A 16178-nucleotide genomic window follows, 5' to 3' on the forward strand; every position below is an offset into this window, starting at 1 on the left:
ATTCGGTAACTGATGTTTCCCCAAAACAAGCGCGCCCGAGACCGTAATCTCGGGCGCACGTTTTTTTTACTGGCTACAAGTTCAACTTAGAACTTGTATTTAATGCCTAGCTGGATGCGCCATAGTGTATCGTTCACATCAGCAAACTCGCCTGGAGCTGTGAAGTCACTGTATACATACTGGCCCTGATCATTGATTTCAGCAGCAACAAGTGGTGTTGCCTCACCAACGTCACCTGTGCGTACGAAGCGCTGAACGCCAGTACCGCTACCAATGAAGTTCAGGAAGTTTTCGAAGTTAGCAAACAGTTCAAACTTGTCTGAACCGAAGAAACCTGGAAGTTCCTGAGAGATACGTAGATCAAGGTCTGCAGCCCACGGCTGTGAGAACGCACTACGATCGATGATTGAACCACCAAACTCTGTAAGACCTTCAGCTTCGATGAAGTTCAAGAATGCAGTTTGTGTAGCTGTATCAGCGAATGTTACTAGTGGATCATCAGCGCCAGTTGGGATGTAAAGCAGGCTACGTGCTTCAGCATCAGAGTCACCGAATGTACCGCGAGAAGTATTTGCATCGAACACGTAAGATAGTGGACGACCAGAACGTACGCGGAAGAATGCGCCAACTTTAGTCTGCAGATCTTCGAAGAACTCGTTTGCGTATGTCGCGCGGATCACGAAGTTATGCTTGTTGTTGTTCACAGATGTACCCAGGCCAACGTTGTTGAAGTTAGAAGTAGCAACTTCCTCAAAGTTTGAACCTGCAGTAGATGAACCACCAGCGTTACCAACAACAGAGTCGTTGTATGCGTAACCAAAGCGGAAATCTAGAGTAGAACGGTCTGTAAGGTCGAATGTCTTACCGAACTGAGCAGAGATAGAGAAGCTATGACCGCCACCGTTCACTGCATTTGTCAGAAGAATGTTCTGGAAGTCACTTGAAGGACGACCAACGAAACATGCATCGCTAGTGTTTGTGAAACCTTCGCGGATACCAGCGAATGTCGCGTTACAGCCATCAGGTAGACCAGCGCCGCTTAGATCAAGCTGAGAGAAGATCGGACGACCGTCTGGAGCTGTACCTGTTTCCACAAGAGATAGGTCAACGAAGTCAACACCGTTTACGATATCGCTGTAGATCGCATCAAGTTGGATTGTCCAGTCATCAAAGAAATCTGAACCAGTGTTTTCTGTAACGTGAGTAACACCAACACTAAAACGGTTCTGAGTAGGTAGTTTGAAGTCTGGGTCCACTGCTGCAACAGCACCTAGGTTCTGCTGTGCTTGAGCCTGCGCATCATTAAGCACACACTGTGGAATACCTGAGAAAGAACCACCAGAAAGAACGTTCAGATCAGCAGCTGTACAGCTTCCTAGATCATCAAGCTCTGCTTCACCAATACCGATTGCACCACCAAAGTTCTGGAATGAGTTAGCAAACCATACGGTTGGATCACCACCAGAGAATTTAGCAAAGCCACCAGTAATTGTTGTGTTGCCAAAGCCCTCAGGTGTCCATGTGAAGCCAATACGTGGCTGTAGTACATCAAGACCACCAAACGCCTGGGTATTTGCAAAACCGAAACGGTCTTGGAATTCAGGGTTCAGGTTAGGCGCGTCATCTGATTTGTAGAAGTCGTAACGTAGACCCGCTACAAGTTCAAAGTTGCTGTTTACCTGCCACTTATCTTGAAGATAGAAAGTGTGAATATTACGTGTAAATTCAGCGGCCGCATCTGTTGGGTTACCAGTGAATGAAGAAGCCGAACGGATCAGGCGAGCCTGACCAGCTTCTAGCGCATCGATATCTTCAAAGAATACTGTACCAGTCGCATTGATAATGAAGAGGTTAAAAATGTCTAGATTATCAAGCTCGTACCCAGCGGTAATCAGGTGATCACCAGCTACATAGTCAGCTTTAAATTTGATCTGATCAATACGTACGTCAAGCTGGTTAGCTGAACGGAATACGCCAGGGCCAGAAGCAAAGTCTTGACCGAAGAATTCGTTACCGAAGCCACCAATTGCAATACGTGGAGTATTTTCAGCTTGTGCTTCACCACCGAATACTGGATCCTGAATATCGTTGATCTCGTTACGAGACATACGGAATTCAGTAGATAGGTTATCGGACCAGTCAGAGAATACGCGTAGAGCGTATGTATCAGACTTGGAACCACGGTTATGGAAGTTATCCTGGAAAGTGAACTCACCACGGCCTGAACCGAAGTCATCACCAGAAAGACGGTTTTCTTCCAGACGACCGTATGTAGCTTCTAGACGGTGATCATCATTGATGTTCCAGTCAATACGACCGAAGAAACGACGGCTTGTATTTGGTAGTGTTGAAACAACGTCACCTAGTGTGCGGCCGTACTGACCTTCAAGGATACCACGAACACGGTCAATGCTTGCTGTGTTCAGATCGTTGATTGTGTCGCCGTCGATGAACTGACCGCTAACACCACCGTAGTTAGGGATATCGCCTTCGTCTGTTTCTTCATAAGAGCCGTAGAAGAAAAGCTTATCTTCGATGATTGGGCCACCTAGTTCAGCACCCCAGTTGTAACGGTCAAACTGAGCATTACCGTCGGCGTTTTCGCCGTCGATGTTTGAACCAGTGATTGAATCACCGTTATATAGGAAGAATGCAGAGCCGTGGAATTCGTTAGAACCAGATTTTGTAACAACGTTAATGTTACAGCCAGTGAACTGACCATATTCAACGTCTACCGGAGAGAATTCTACAGAAGCAGCTGCAATTGTATCGAATGGAATTGGGAACGTGCTACGAGCAAGGTTACCTGAAGAGTTCAGGCCAAATGCATCAGCTGCGCGTACACCGTCAATTGTAAAGGAGTTCACACGTGGAGAACCACCGTTACAAGAAATACCAAAACCACCACCGTTGTTTGAACGACCAATGTTTACACGTGGGTCAACACGGATGATGTCACGAACCTGACGGCTGATTGAAGGTGCTGTTTCAATATCAGTCAGTGTGAAAGAAGAGCTTGGGCCAACTGCTACTGCAGAGCTTACAATTGCTGAAGCTGTAATTACGATTTCTTCAACACCAGCTTGGTCTTCTTGAAGCTGGATGGGGAAGTTAGATGAAGTACCAAGCTTCGTGATCACATCTGTGATAACCGCATCTTGATACTGACCACCTGAAACACGAATGGTGTAAGGTCCACCAATTTGCAGTGAGCGAACGTTGAACGCACCGCTTGCATTGGTAGTAGTCGTGCTTACATTGCCCGTACGTGTGTCAGTAATGGTAACAGTAATACCAGATAGTGTGTCACCAGCTGGTGAGTAAACAGTACCGCGGATACCCGCAGTAATTTCCTGCGATACCGCAGGAACACTTGCGGCCAATGCGGCAAGTGCAACGCTGCTACAAAGAGCAGTCTTAAATAGGCGATTCATTCCCTAAGCTCCATTAAGTACGAACACCCATTTTACAATACCCAAGGGTGTCCTCTTGGACTTCCGTCCATTCGTACAAAAAGTTTCCCACACAAAACTAGGCGTAAGAAAACCAAAAATTGACCATTTAGTCAAATTGGTAAAAGAAACACCTACCTCATGCGTGAGGCTCTTTTATGCGCCGTTTCTTTCAGTTTTTTGACGAAAGTGTCAACAATCATGATTAGAAGATAAAATATCAGTGGATAACTTATTTTTCCGATAGTGCCTCTTTTACAACACAAGTCCTGAAAACAGCCTAAAGCCGTTGATTTACAAGCCTTACAGCTCTCAAAAAGAGCAACACGCCCTCTTCACAAAGGGCTGAAAACTGCCGTGTTACAAAAAACACACAGTTAGGAAATAAGAAAAAAGGGATTCGCTCTTTCGAACGAATCCCTCCTCTAAAAGCTGTCTTAACGACTATTTTTTGAACATTTCGTTCAAATAACCAGCCAAACGAATCCCCCCCTTGGAAAGTTGGCTTTTTACAAGCGGTGTATATTTGTAAACATAGTCCCAAGAAAGAATACCATTTTCGGCACTTTTATAAATATCGCTACGATAAGAGATCAGCTCACGCACCCAGTCAATCGGTTGAGACTGTTGCCATTCTGCGATGTGGTTAGCTTTAATTTTAGGATCCAGGAAATTCGTCCATTCAGTGAACGATAAATCTTTGTGATCGATCAAATCCTCATCCCATACTTTGTGAAGATTAGACATCTCACCAAACCAAGCTACATCAATACGGTTTCCGCCACGGTCTTCTGAACGTCCAGCATGCAGCGGCTGATGTAGATCACCAACGATGTGGATAATGAACCTAAGAGCGAGCGCTTTATCTTCCTTCGAAGCATTCTCGTCTTTCACTACCTTGGTAAAATTTTCAAGAGCTGTAAGGGCATCACCGCCTGGATTCTTTTCGCTTTCTTCGTAAGTCACGCCATCAGGCAAATTGATATAGTGATATACATTTGCGGTACGGCGGAAAAACTCCTCCGGGCTTGAACGCATTTCATCTGGCCATGTTGACGCCTCTGCCATCAATTCATCACCAAGAATAGCTTCAACTGCAGCTCTTGCTTCAGGTGACAAATGGCGAAATGCAAGTTCAGCAATCACTCTGTGCCCTGTTGGGCCATAGGCAGTCGCCGCAGATGTTATCAACATTAGCGCTGCGAAAATTCCGGTAAATAGACGCATAATCCCCTCTCTGATTACCTTAGTAAAAAAGCGCGAACTAAATCGCGCTTTCACCATCCTCAAGTGCCGCTATGCCAAGGTGTGTTGCAATCGTTTGCCCGATATCGGCAAATGAACGGCGCACTCCTGCACTACCAGCTTTTAACTTCGGCCCATAAGCGACAAACGGCACATGCTCACGTGTATGATCTGTCCCCGGCCATGTTGGGTCACAGCCGTGGTCCGCTGTCAGGATAACAATATCATCCTCTTGCATGCGGCCAGTGAACTCTGGCAAGCGTTGGTCGAAATACTCAAGCGCGGCCGCATAACCACCCACATTACGGCGGTGCCCGTATGTCTGGTCAAAGTCCACAAAGTTCACAAATGTGAGCGAACCGTCTTCGGCTTCATCTTGCATCTTCATGGAAAGGTCAAACAAGCCTTCAAGGCCGTTTGCTTTCACCTTTTTAGTCAATCCTTTATGAGCAAAGATATCAGCGATTTTGCCAACACTAATCACTTCGCGGCCTTCTGCTTCCAGTTTTTCAAGAAGTGTAGGCTTGTGTGGTGGCGTTGCATAATCGCGTCGGTTCCCTGTACGCTCAAAGCTACCCTCATCACCAAGAAATGGACGCGCAATTACCCGGCCAATTTCATATTTATCCACAAGCTCACGGGCCACTTCACACACCTCGTAAAGACGCTCGAGACCGAAAGTCTCTTCATGAGCAGCCACCTGGAACACGCTGTCAGCTGATGTGTAAACAATCGGCTTACCGCTCTGCATGTGCTCTTTCCCAAGTTCATCAAGCACTACAGTGCCAGATGCCGCTTTATTACCCAGCACACCTGGAAGATTACAGCGCTCACAAAGCTCATTAATTAGCTCTTCCGGGAAGCTTGGGAATTCTTGTGGAAAATACCCCCAATCAAACATCACCGGTACACCAGCCATTTCCCAGTGGCCCGACGGCGTATCTTTACCAAATGAAAGTTCTTCACACGCGGCATACATGCCAGTGATATCACCGCTAAATTCTAGCCCGGCTGGTTCTTTACCTGTAGCCAATTCCGCAGCTTTGCCAAGGCCAAGCTGCGCCATATTTGGAAGATTCAGTTTACCCGCAGCCGGGCGGTCATCAGATGTATTACCAGCCGCACACCAATCAGCGATATGGCCCAGAGTGTCTGAGCCTACATCCCCAAATTTATCAGCATCTGGTGCAGCGCCAATACCAAAACTATCTAGAACAAGAATAAACGCACGTGCCATGTCTCTACCCCTGAATGATTTCAGCTGTCACAGGTGTGATTGCAGGCGCATTATCTGCAATTTCAATAGAAGCCTGAACCTGTGCAATTGCAGCATCTGCCGCTGCTTCTGTTTGAGCATACACCATCGCAAGCGGTTGGTCTTTCTCAATACGGTCGCCAAGTTGACAAATTTCAGTGAGGCCGACTGAATGATCTACCTTTGCGGCAGGGTCTGTACGTCCCCCACCAAGGGCAACAACAGCCATACCAACTTCACGAGCATCCATTTTAGATACAAAACCAGATGCTGTTGTCGGCACAGGTTTTACAACTGGTGCATATGAAAGATATTTTCCGTGGTTTTCCACGATATCAGCCGGGCCGCCATGTGCAGCTGCCATTTTACCAAATATCTCAGCTGCTTTGCCGTTATTCAGCGCTTCTTCAGATTTCGTACGTGCTGTCGCTACATCTGGTTGCGCACCTGAAATCGCAAGCATATGAGCTGCCAAATCAAGTGTCACATCAAGAAGGCGCTGGTCTGCATTCGCAGGATCTGTCAAAAACTCGATTGTTTCCAACACCTCAACTGCATTACCAGCTGTGCGGCCAAGAACCTGGTTCATATCTGTAAGCAGCGCTGTTGTTGGTGTATCAGCCGCTCCCGCTACGCGCACGATGTTCTCAGCCAGAACTTTCGCTTTATCAAAGCTATCCATGAAAGCGCCAGAACCAAACTTCACATCCATCACGAGCGAACCAAGGCCAGCTGATAATTTCTTCGATAAAATAGACGCGGTGATGAGCGGTACAGATTCAACAGTCGATGTTACATCCCGGATACCGTAAAAACGTTTATCAGCAGGCGCTAAATCACCCGTTTGACCAATGATGGAACAACCAACTGTTTTCACAATCTCAGCAAAACGGTCAATACTTGGGTACGGATCATAACCCGGGATAGCTTCAAACTTATCAAGCGTACCGCCGGTGTGGCCAAGACCACGGCCGGAAATCATCGGCACCAAACCACCACACGCAGCCACTATTGGCGCAAGCATCAAACTTACCTTATCGCCAACACCGCCCGTAGAGTGCTTATCAGTGATTGGAGCATCCGCATCAAAACCGAACTTCTGCCAATCAATCACATCACCGCTATCACGCATAGCAAGAGTAAGAGCTGCACCTTCTTTTGGTGTCATACCGTTAAAGAAAACAGCCATGCCAAGTGCTGCGATCTGGCCCTCTGTTACAGCACCACTTGTAATACCAGCTACAAATGCTTTGATATCATTTTCAGAAATTTCACCACCATCACGCTTAACGCGGATTGCTTCCTGGGGCAGGAACACGCTTTCAGTCATCTGTTAGCCTTTTACTTTATCAATATTTTCTGGACCAAACGAATGCGGCAACAAATCCGCACTGTGTGTTTCCAACAAGATGTTCCCCCGATTATCGCATATGGTTACAGGCGCCCCCGTTTGGCCTGCAAACTCACGAATTTTCTGGCGGCACCCACCACACGGCGTGCACTCGTGCACGCCCGGGCCAACCACCACAACATGTTTGATGGTATTGCTACCACCCCCAAGTACCATGTTGCCAATTGCTGTTGCTTCAGCACATTGTCCTAATGGGTATGCTGCATTTTCAACATTACAGCCCGCATAAATTTTACCATCACCAGTTAGAAGCGCAGCTCCTACCGGATGGTTTGAATATGGAGCATAAGCTTTTTGAAGCGCACCAACGGCTGCTTCAATAAGGTCTGCTTTTACGTCAGACATCCTAGTGATCCTTCTCATAAGGAATACCGCTTGCTCTTGGCGCCTGAATTTTCCCTACAAAACCCGCAAGGATAATAACAGTCAGCACATAAGGTAGCATAATTGTAAATTGAACAGGGATCTCACCAATGAGCGGTAAAGCAACACCCTGTAGGCGGCCCTGAAGGGCATCAACAAAACCAAAGAGTAAGCAGGCAAGAAGTGTTGGAACAGGTTTCCATTTTCCGAAGATCATTGCCGCGAGTGCTAAATAGCCCTTACCCGCTGACATATCACGAATAAAACCAGCACCAAGTCCCGTTGAAAGCACCGTACCAGCAAGGCCACATAATACACCAGCAATCACCATCGCCTGATAGCGAAGAAGAGTTACTGATATACCAGCCGTATCAACTGCCTCTGGGTTTTCACCCACCGCACGAAGACGAAGGCCAAAGCGCGTTTTATAAAGCATCCACGCCACGAGCGGCACGATCACTATCGTCATATATGTAATGATATTGTGACCAGAGAGAATCTCGCTATAGAGCGCACCAATTACAGGCACATCAGCCAAACTTTCAGCAAATGGGAAAGTAATAGTACTGAAACGCGCTTCATCTCCTAAAAGTGGCGTCTGCCCACCTTTTTGAAACCAGAAATTTGCAAGAGTTGGCGCAAGACCAGCCACAGCAATATTTATCGCCATACCAGATACAATCTGATTACCGCGCTGGCTGATGGAAACATAACCGTGGAGCAGTGCGAGAAGAATGGAAGCACCAATGCCCGCAGCCATACCAGCCCAAGGTGACCCAGTTACTGCCGCGGAAGCTGCCGCCGCGAATGCAGATGCAAGCATCTTGCCTTCAAGACCAATATCAACCACACCACCGCGTTCACAAACAAGGCCAGCAAGAGCTGTCAAAACAAGAGGGGTTGCAATACGGAACGTAGAATCCGTGAGCAGCACTAAATCAGCGAAAAATTCCATTAGGCTGCTCCCTCTTTTGTAGTTTGAATTTTAGTGAAAATCTTGGTCACCGGATCACGGAACAGATGCTCGAGCGCGCCAGCGAACAAAATTACCAAGCCCTGGATCATGATGATAAGGTCACGTGTAATCGTTGGCATCTCAAACGCCAGTTCTGCACCACCTTGATAAAGAGCACCAAATAGAAGCGCCGCAAGGATAATACCTACAGGATGGTTCCGCCCCATAAAGGCGACGGCAATACCAACAAAGCCGTACCCAAGCGTGAAGCCACCAAGAAGACGGTGCTGCTGACCTAGAAGTTCATTAAGCCCCATCATGCCAGCAAGCGCGCCTGAAATCATCATGGCAATGATTGTCATCTTCGACACTGAAACACCCGCAAACGCTGCCGCGTTTGGGTTTTGGCCAACCACTCGAAGTTCATAGCCAAAGCGCGTACGCCACAGAAGGAACCAAACTCCAACAGCACATAGAAGTGCGATGATAAGCGATACGTTCATTGGTCCATCTTCAAATGTCTTACCAAACATGCCGAAGATTTCGTGAAGCGGCATTAAGCTCGCACCTTCAGGAAAATCCGCACTTTCTGGCATCTGGCCACCTGGGCGCTGAAGCGGCCCAACAAGCAGATATGCTAGCAGCGAAGATGCGATAAAATTGAACATGATCGTCGTAATCACAATGTGGCTACCACGCTTCGCTTGAAGATAAGCAGGGACATAAGCCCATGCGGCACCAAACAGTGCTGCACCTATAATTGCCATAATCACAGCAAGGAACGGTGACAAACCAGAGAACAGGAACACCGCAAGCGTAAGCCCAAGCCCGCCAAGCATTGCCTGCCCTTCACCGCCAATATTAAAATGGCCAGCGTGGAACGCAATCGATACGGCAAGACCCGTGAAGATAAAGTTGGTTGCATAATAGAAGGTATAACTAATGGCTTCTTCAAAGCCAAAAGCACCATCAATCAACAGCGATAGCGCAAGGAAGGGATCTTCACCCAGCGCCCAAATAACAATTCCAGAAACCAAAAACGCCGCCAGCAGATTCAGTGCCGGAAGCAAAATAGCATCTGCCCAAAATGGTAATTTCTTTGCGCCTGCAGCCATTATTCTTCTTCCTTTGCAGTCACATTATCCAGAGAACCACCCGCCATCAGGAGGCCGAGAGTTTTCTCGTCAGCGTCTTCCACCGGAAGCACACCCGTAATTTCACCTTCGCACATCACTGCAATACGGTCAGAAATCGCTAGAAGTTCATCGAGATCAGCAGACACTACAAGCATCGCTTTTCCAGCATTTCTAAGCTCGGTGATCTGATCATGAATCTTCGTTACGGCACCGATATCAACACCACGTGTAGGCTGGCCAATAACCATCAACTGCGGATCACGTGCAATTTCACGCGCGATCACGACTTTCTGCTGGTTACCACCAGAGAAGGAACCAATTTCCAAGTTAGGATTACGCGGGCGCACATCCTGACTTTCAAAATAGTCAGCTGCTTTTTGTGCAATATGCTTTAGCTTTAAAACACCACGAGAAACAAAATCAGGTTCACGCTGATAACCAAGGATAATGTTTTCCTTGGCTGACATGCTTTCAACTACACCTGTTTTCAGGCGGTCTTCAGCTACATGTGCCATACCCATGCGGCGCAGTGTGATTGGATCAGTAGTGATACTGTCCGTCGCTACAACATCACCGGAAAAACTAATGCTACCTGAGGCGATACCGCGAAGCCCGGTTACCACTTCAAGAAGCTCAGTCTGGCCGTTTCCTGCTACACCAGCAATTCCCAGTACTTCACCATCATGTACATCAAGAGAAACATTCTTTAGCGCGGCATGCCCTTGGTCATTACAAGCATTAACCTGATGGAGCGAAAGGCGAGCAGCAGTTGCGCCGTGGCTTTCTCGAGCCACTTCCCGCACCACTTTCGCGCCAACCATCAATTCCGCCAGTTCTTCACAGGATGTTTCTGATGTTTTACGACGCGCGACAACCTTACCGGCCCGAATAACGGTTACATCATCAGTTGTTGCCATAATTTCGTGTAGCTTATGAGTTACGAAAAGAACGGTTTTACCCTGCTCTCTGAGAAGTTTCACAAGCTCAAACAATTGCTCACATTCTTGAGGAGTAAGTACTGCTGTTGGCTCATCTAGAATGAGGATTTCCGCGCCTTTATAAAGAGCCTTCAAAATCTCAGCGCGCTGGCGCACACCCACAGCCAAATTCTCAACAGGTTCATCCAGCGGCAGGTCAAAGCCGAATTTTTCTTCCAGTTCTATAAGAGCTTTACGGGCATCTTCCTTCGCTTCATCAAGCTTGCTGGAAGTCTCAGCACCCAGAATAATATTCTCTAGCACCGTAAATGGTTCAACCAACATAAAATGCTGATGTACCATACCTACGCCCCGTGCCATGGCATCAGCCGGGTTTACGAAACTTACGTGCTCCCCTTGCACCAAAACATCACCAGAGTCTGGTGTGTAAAATCCAAACAGCATTTTAAGCAGTGTCGATTTACCAGCGCCGTTTTCCCCCACAATACCGTGGACAGTGCCTTTACCAACCTGCAAGCTAATACCATCATTCGCGCGAACTGCTCCAAAACGCTTGGAAAGCTCGCGCGTTTCAATTGCTAAAACTTCAGACATACTGTTTTCAGTATCCCGCTTTCACTTCTTCTTAGTGACCAGAGTTGCTGCCAGCAACATCACCTACAACGATTTCACCGCTGATGATTTTGCTTTTAGCGTCTTCAAGCTTCGTTTTCATGTCAGCCGTAATAAGGCCGTCATTATGCTCATCAAGAGCAAAATCAACGCCGCCTTCTTTAAGCCCCATTACACGGTGCCCAGATTTCCAGTTACCTTCTTTTGCTTCTTTCATCGCTTGATAAACGGCTAAATCAACGCGTTTCATCATGCTTGTAAGTACACTGCCCGGAGCAACATGGTTCTGATTACTGTCCACACCAATCGCCAGCTTACCGTTATCTTTCGCGGCCTGAATAACACCAAGGCCTGATGGGCCAGCAGCTGAGAAGATAACATCTACACCACGTGAATATTGCGAGCGCGCCATTTCAGAGGCTTTAATTGGGTCATTCCATGCAGCTGGTGTTGTACCCACATAGTTTTCAACGAAGTTCAAATCATCGCGAATATATTTCGCGCCTTCTACATATCCCTGTTCGAAACGACGAATCAGTGGAATATCCATACCGCCAATGAAACCAATATTCTTTGATTCGGTCTTCATTGCGGCAATCATGCCTACCAGAAACGAACCTTCGTTTTCCTTGAATGTAATCGACTGAACATTCGGCAAATCAATGATGGCATCAATCACCGTGAACTTCACATTCGGATATCTTTTAGCTACATTTTTCACAGCTACAGAATAGCCAACGCCTACCGCTACGATTACGTCCGCTTTACGGCGCGCAAAACGCTTCAACGCTTGCTCATACTGGGTTTCGCTATTTGGCTCAAAGTCGCGGTACGCATCGCCAAATTCGTTTTTGAATTGCTCAGCGCCGTTATGCGCAGCTTCATTGAATGACTTATCGAATTTACCGCCAATATCGTAAAGAAGAACTGGCTTAAAATCCTGTGCTGCAGCTACAGCCGTCGCTGTTACAGTAAGGGCGAGGGCAACACCCATCTGCTTCAAAATTTTTTTCATGACTTTTAACTCCGCGGAGGCACAATATTGTATATGGTTATATATGCCCCGAAATCGATCGAAGGCGCAAGGGAACCAGAGCAAGACCGCTTGGTCAACCATTTTTGACACAACTGTCAAGATTCAGTCGACAATTGGAGGCGAAAGTCTTATGAACGGTGCAATTTCAGTTCCAACGAGGTTCACACTATGACCGAACAAGTAACAGTAGTTGACCATCCGCTTGTTCAGCACAAGCTAACATTGTTGCGCCGTAAAGAGGCCAGCACATCCGAATTCCGCAAACTCCTGCGTGAGATTGGCCTGTTCCTTGGCTATGAAGCCCTGCGCGACCTGCCACTTGGTAAAATCCAGATTGAAACGCCAGTTTGCCCAACAGAAGCACCAGTTCTTGCAGGTAAGAAACTTACCTTCATCTCTGTGCTTCGCGCCGGTGATGGCCTGCTTGGCCCTATGCTGGACCTAGTTCCTTCTGCGCGTGTTGGCCAAATTGGCTTGGCCCGTGATGAAGAAACTCTTCAGCCAACCAAATATTTCTTCAAAGTCCCAAAGGACACAAGCTCTCGCGTAAATGTGGTGCTTGATCCAATGCTTGCGACTGGCCACTCAGCAGTGCGTGCCGTGCAAGAGATGAAAGACATTGGCGCGAAAGACATTCGTTTTGTTTGCTTGCTGGCTGCTCCAGAAGGCATTAAAACTTTTGTTGAAGCGCATCCTGACGTGCCTGTAATTACTGCAAGCATTGATGAGCGTCTGGACGAAAATGCGTACATTGTGCCGGGTCTTGGCGACGCTGGCGACAGACTATTTGGAACTAAAGGGGCCTAAGCCAAATGAGTGTTGTAAAAAAATATGTAACTGCGCAGGAACTGTTGGACGATTCGTTCCAGCTAGGTCTGCAAATTCTGAAGAGTGATTTCCGTCCAAAATTTATCGTTGGTGTTTGGCGTGGCGGAACCCCAACAGGGATCGCTGTTCAAGAGATCCTAGATTACTACGGTGTGGATACAGATCATATCGCCATCCGTACTTCCAGCTACATTGGCATGCAGCAACAAAAAGAAGTAAAGGTACACGGCCTTGAATATATCATTGCCAACATCAATCATGATGACAGCCTTCTAATCGTTGACGATGTATTTGATAGTGGTCGCTCTATTGATGCTATTATCAAGCACCTGCACGAAAAATGTCGCCGCAACACACCAGAGACAATCAAGATTGCCACTGTGTTCTATAAGCCAGCACGTAATGTGACTGAGCTGACACCTGATTTCTACTGCCATGAAACAGATGATTGGCTCGTGTTCCCACACGAACTGTCTGACATGTCAAAAGACGAAATCCGTGAACATAAAGGCATCGATCTTCCTGAGATTGACGTTTAACCCATTGACCATTTGTGTCTGAGATATAGCGAGAATCCCCCATGAGCTACGAAGACGTACAAACCTGTGCTTCCTTTATCCGTGAAAAACTGGATGGCGCTGTGCCAACAGTTGCCATGGTTCTAGGTAGCGGCCTAAATGATCTGGCAGACAGCATCGAAAACCCAACTATCCTTTCGTATGCAGACCTTCCCGGTTTCCCGAAGCCAACAGTGGAAGGCCACGCTGGTCGCATGCTTATTGGCAAGCTAGGCGGAAAAGGTGTGATCTGCATGCAGGGGCGTGCTCATGCCTACGAAGGCCACGATAATTATAAGCTTGCGTTTTCAACGCGTGTTCTATGGGCGCTTGGAGTGGAAATCCTTGTTCTTACAAACGCTGCTGGTAGCCTAGATGAAGAAGCAGGCCCAGGTAGCTTGATGGCGATTACTGATCACATCAACTTCTCAGGCGTTAACCCACTTGTTGGTATCAATGATGAACGCTTCGGCCCTCGTTTCAGCGACATGACTGCTGCATGGGACAAGGAACTTACAGATGATCTGCGCAAATGTGCAGAACAACTGAGCATAAAGCTTCATGAAGGTACATACCTGATGGCAAAAGGCCCTAACTTTGAAACACCGGCAGAAATCAAGGCCTTCCGTGTTTGGGGTGCAAATGCTGTTGGCATGTCTACTGTTCCTGAATGTCTCGTTGCACGCCACTGTGGTATGCGTGTGTGCGGTGTAAGCTCTATCACCAACTATGCTGCTGGCATGACAGGTAATGAACTGACACACGATGAAACAATGGAATTCGGCGCAATTGCTGCTGTAAACTTAGGCAAACTACTGAAGGCATTTGCTGAAAAAGTAGCGTAACATCGTATTCAAACTGTTTTAGAAGGGAAGCTCAATCGGGCTTCCCTTTTTTTATGCCTTGTTCCATAACTATGCCTCAGACTGGTTTGGGAGGGCTTTATGAAATCAATCGCAATTAGCTCAATGTTTTTATTGAGTACTGCGCTATCTGCATCGGCACATGCAGATATGACAGTTGTTTTACTAGGCACTGGCACCCCAAACCCTGTTCCTGAACGCGCTGGTGCTGCAACCGCTGTGATTGTTGGCGGAAAACCCTGGATCATTGATGCAGGGCCTGGTGTTGTAAGGCGCATATCCGCCGCAGAGCGAAACGGTATAAAAGCGCTGGCGCAGCCGAATTTATCCCGAGCCCTGCTCACTCACTTGCACTCTGATCATACACTCGGTTTGCCCGATCTTATCTATTCACCATGGACGTTAGAGCGTACAGAACCGCTTAAAATTTATGGCCCCAAGGGCACAGTCCAAATGGTAGATTTTATCCAAAAGGCATACAGTGAAGATGTTAACATTCGTATTGAGGGAACTGAACCAGCAAACACGACTGGGTGGCAAGTAGATGCTTCAGATGCCACACTTGGTATTATATATAAAGACGATGCTCTTACGATAGAGGCTATCCCTGTTTGCCACGGTGATTGGAAGGAAGCGTACGGCTTCAAATTTACTCATGAAGGAAAATCAGTCGTTATTTCTGGCGACACTACTTATTGCCCTGCTCTTGAAGAAGCAGCAAAAGATGCAGACCTGTTGATTCATGAAGTATATGATGCTGAGGCGCTCGCCAAACGCACCGAGGATTGGCAAGCATACCACAAAGCCGCTCATACCTCTGGCCCAGACGTGGGAAAACTCGCGAGCAACGCCAACGTTAAGCATTTAGTGCTTCATCACCAGTTGGTTTGGAGTGGCAGCAAAGATGCTGTGATAAATCAGATACGGCAAACCTATGGTGGTGACCTGACATGGGGGGAAGATTTAATGGTGTTTAAACTCGGGAAGGAATAAGCGGCCAAAGCCGCTTATTATCAAGCCGCCTGATAAAATCGCCTTTCAGGGCTATAGGACAAGCAGTCATTTTTACCAAACTCAAACAGCATGAACAGATCATCAGTCGGTTCAAAACCATAGAAATCTGGATCAATATTTAGGTGAAAACCACTTGTGAAGTGCAGTTCAAAACAGTCATCGTGTTCATCATACTCAAAGGCCGTTAAATACTCACCTTCAAGCTGGCTGAGAACTGCGCCGGCCAATGCGTTATCACTTTCCCGGCGCCACAGAATACGTGATCCATTTTTGTGCAAGTCCCAATCACACATATATATCCAGAAGTGCCAATCGAATTGGGCTTGCTCAGTAATCGCGTCCTTACCTCGAACGTTTCCAAGATCAAGAGTAATAAAACCACCAACGCCTCTGCGAGCTTGTGCTACCTTTTGCGGCAGTACAGCTTTAAAGGCCTCATAACGGTCCAGCGCTCGGGCTGGAGTAGGTAAGTAATGGATCGCACTCATGGCTATATCCTACACTAAATCTCTT

Annotated in this window: 14 protein-coding genes; 4 read left to right on the forward strand and 10 right to left on the reverse strand. The window is 47.2% G+C overall.

The window, feature by feature from the left end; translation table 11 throughout:
- Window positions 1-86: 86 nt before the first annotated feature.
- From MF542_RS05365 to MF542_RS05405, 9 genes are all read right to left on the reverse strand, one after another.
- On the reverse strand, window positions 87-3434 hold the full coding sequence (locus MF542_RS05365) for a TonB-dependent receptor (protein ID WP_247016725.1): 3348 nt from the start codon (window positions 3432-3434) through the stop codon (window positions 87-89).
- Window positions 3435-3896: 462 nt separating this feature from the next.
- Window positions 3897-4679: a S1/P1 nuclease gene (locus MF542_RS05370; RefSeq protein WP_247016727.1), complete on the reverse strand. Its 783-nt coding sequence runs from the start codon at window positions 4677-4679 to the stop codon at window positions 3897-3899.
- A 37-nt stretch (window positions 4680-4716) separates the two neighbouring features.
- Entirely contained in the window at window positions 4717-5934 is a 1218-nt protein-coding gene (locus MF542_RS05375; RefSeq protein WP_247016729.1) for a phosphopentomutase, read from the reverse strand.
- A 4-nt stretch (window positions 5935-5938) separates the two neighbouring features.
- A complete protein-coding gene (gene deoA, locus MF542_RS05380; RefSeq protein ID WP_343264856.1) occupies window positions 5939-7270 on the reverse strand; it encodes a thymidine phosphorylase in 1332 nt (443 codons plus the stop codon).
- Window positions 7271-7285: 15 nt separating this feature from the next.
- Window positions 7286-7708, reverse strand: coding sequence for a cytidine deaminase (locus MF542_RS05385; RefSeq protein WP_247016733.1), 423 nt, complete (start codon window positions 7706-7708; stop codon window positions 7286-7288).
- A gap of 1 nt (window position 7709) precedes the next feature.
- On the reverse strand, window positions 7710-8681 hold the full coding sequence (locus tag MF542_RS05390; RefSeq protein WP_247016735.1) for an ABC transporter permease: 972 nt from the start codon (window positions 8679-8681) through the stop codon (window positions 7710-7712).
- The gene (locus tag MF542_RS05395) at window positions 8681-9796 is read right to left on the reverse strand and encodes an ABC transporter permease (protein WP_247016737.1); all 1116 of its coding nucleotides are present in this window, start codon (window positions 9794-9796) and stop codon (window positions 8681-8683) included. Before MF542_RS05395 ends, MF542_RS05390 begins: the two co-directional genes overlap by 1 nt.
- On the reverse strand, window positions 9796-11349 hold the full coding sequence (locus MF542_RS05400; protein ID WP_247016739.1) for an ABC transporter ATP-binding protein: 1554 nt from the start codon (window positions 11347-11349) through the stop codon (window positions 9796-9798). The genes MF542_RS05395 and MF542_RS05400 overlap by 1 nt, the downstream gene beginning before the upstream one ends.
- A 31-nt stretch (window positions 11350-11380) precedes the next feature.
- Window positions 11381-12382 carry a BMP family lipoprotein gene (locus MF542_RS05405; protein ID WP_247016741.1) on the reverse strand — a complete coding sequence of 334 codons (1002 nt, stop codon included), beginning with the start codon at window positions 12380-12382 and terminating at the stop codon, window positions 11381-11383.
- Window positions 12383-12571: 189 nt separating this feature from the next.
- On the opposite strand from MF542_RS05405, the gene upp reads away from it, so the two are divergent.
- From upp to MF542_RS05425, 4 genes are all read left to right on the forward strand, one after another.
- A complete protein-coding gene (gene upp / locus MF542_RS05410) occupies window positions 12572-13210 on the forward strand; it encodes a uracil phosphoribosyltransferase (RefSeq protein ID WP_247016743.1) in 639 nt (212 codons plus the stop codon).
- Between the two features lie 5 nt (window positions 13211-13215).
- Window positions 13216-13770 (forward strand): phosphoribosyltransferase, encoded by a 555-nt coding sequence (locus MF542_RS05415; RefSeq protein ID WP_247016752.1) that lies wholly within the window; start codon window positions 13216-13218, stop codon window positions 13768-13770.
- Between the two features lie 41 nt (window positions 13771-13811).
- On the forward strand, window positions 13812-14633 hold the full coding sequence (locus MF542_RS05420; RefSeq protein ID WP_247016753.1) for a purine-nucleoside phosphorylase: 822 nt from the start codon (window positions 13812-13814) through the stop codon (window positions 14631-14633).
- A 99-nt stretch (window positions 14634-14732) separates the two neighbouring features.
- Window positions 14733-15644 carry an MBL fold metallo-hydrolase gene (locus MF542_RS05425; RefSeq protein WP_247016755.1) on the forward strand — a complete coding sequence of 304 codons (912 nt, stop codon included), beginning with the start codon at window positions 14733-14735 and terminating at the stop codon, window positions 15642-15644.
- Window positions 15645-15664: 20 nt separating this feature from the next.
- On the opposite strand, the gene MF542_RS05430 is transcribed toward MF542_RS05425, so the two are convergent.
- Window positions 15665-16153, reverse strand: coding sequence for a hypothetical protein (locus MF542_RS05430; protein ID WP_247016758.1), 489 nt, complete (start codon window positions 16151-16153; stop codon window positions 15665-15667).
- Between the last annotated feature and the right edge of the window lie 25 nt (window positions 16154-16178).

Source organism: Kordiimonas laminariae (assembly GCF_023008165.1).
Lineage (GTDB): Bacteria > Pseudomonadota > Alphaproteobacteria > Sphingomonadales > Kordiimonadaceae > Kordiimonas > Kordiimonas laminariae.

What these genes read in the sequence shown, in the direction of transcription:
- MF542_RS05365 (WP_247016725.1), bottom strand. Translation starts at nt 3,434, where the DNA reads ATGAATCGCCTATTTAAGACTGCTCTTTGTAGCAGCGTTGCACTTGCC.
- MF542_RS05370 (WP_247016727.1), bottom strand. Translation starts at nt 4,679, where the DNA reads ATGCGTCTATTTACCGGAATTTTCGCAGCGCTAATGTTGATAACATCT.
- MF542_RS05375 (WP_247016729.1), bottom strand. Translation starts at nt 5,934, where the DNA reads ATGGCACGTGCGTTTATTCTTGTTCTAGATAGTTTTGGTATTGGCGCT.
- MF542_RS05385 (WP_247016733.1), bottom strand. Translation starts at nt 7,708, where the DNA reads ATGTCTGACGTAAAAGCAGACCTTATTGAAGCAGCCGTTGGTGCGCTT.
- MF542_RS05390 (WP_247016735.1), bottom strand. Translation starts at nt 8,681, where the DNA reads ATGGAATTTTTCGCTGATTTAGTGCTGCTCACGGATTCTACGTTCCGT.
- MF542_RS05395 (WP_247016737.1), bottom strand. Translation starts at nt 9,796, where the DNA reads ATGGCTGCAGGCGCAAAGAAATTACCATTTTGGGCAGATGCTATTTTG.
- MF542_RS05400 (WP_247016739.1), bottom strand. Translation starts at nt 11,349, where the DNA reads ATGTCTGAAGTTTTAGCAATTGAAACGCGCGAGCTTTCCAAGCGTTTT.
- MF542_RS05405 (WP_247016741.1), bottom strand. Translation starts at nt 12,382, where the DNA reads ATGAAAAAAATTTTGAAGCAGATGGGTGTTGCCCTCGCCCTTACTGTA.
- upp (WP_247016743.1), top strand. Translation starts at nt 12,572, where the DNA reads ATGACCGAACAAGTAACAGTAGTTGACCATCCGCTTGTTCAGCACAAG.
- MF542_RS05415 (WP_247016752.1), top strand. Translation starts at nt 13,216, where the DNA reads ATGAGTGTTGTAAAAAAATATGTAACTGCGCAGGAACTGTTGGACGAT.
- MF542_RS05420 (WP_247016753.1), top strand. Translation starts at nt 13,812, where the DNA reads ATGAGCTACGAAGACGTACAAACCTGTGCTTCCTTTATCCGTGAAAAA.
- MF542_RS05425 (WP_247016755.1), top strand. Translation starts at nt 14,733, where the DNA reads ATGAAATCAATCGCAATTAGCTCAATGTTTTTATTGAGTACTGCGCTA.
- MF542_RS05430 (WP_247016758.1), bottom strand. Translation starts at nt 16,153, where the DNA reads ATGAGTGCGATCCATTACTTACCTACTCCAGCCCGAGCGCTGGACCGT.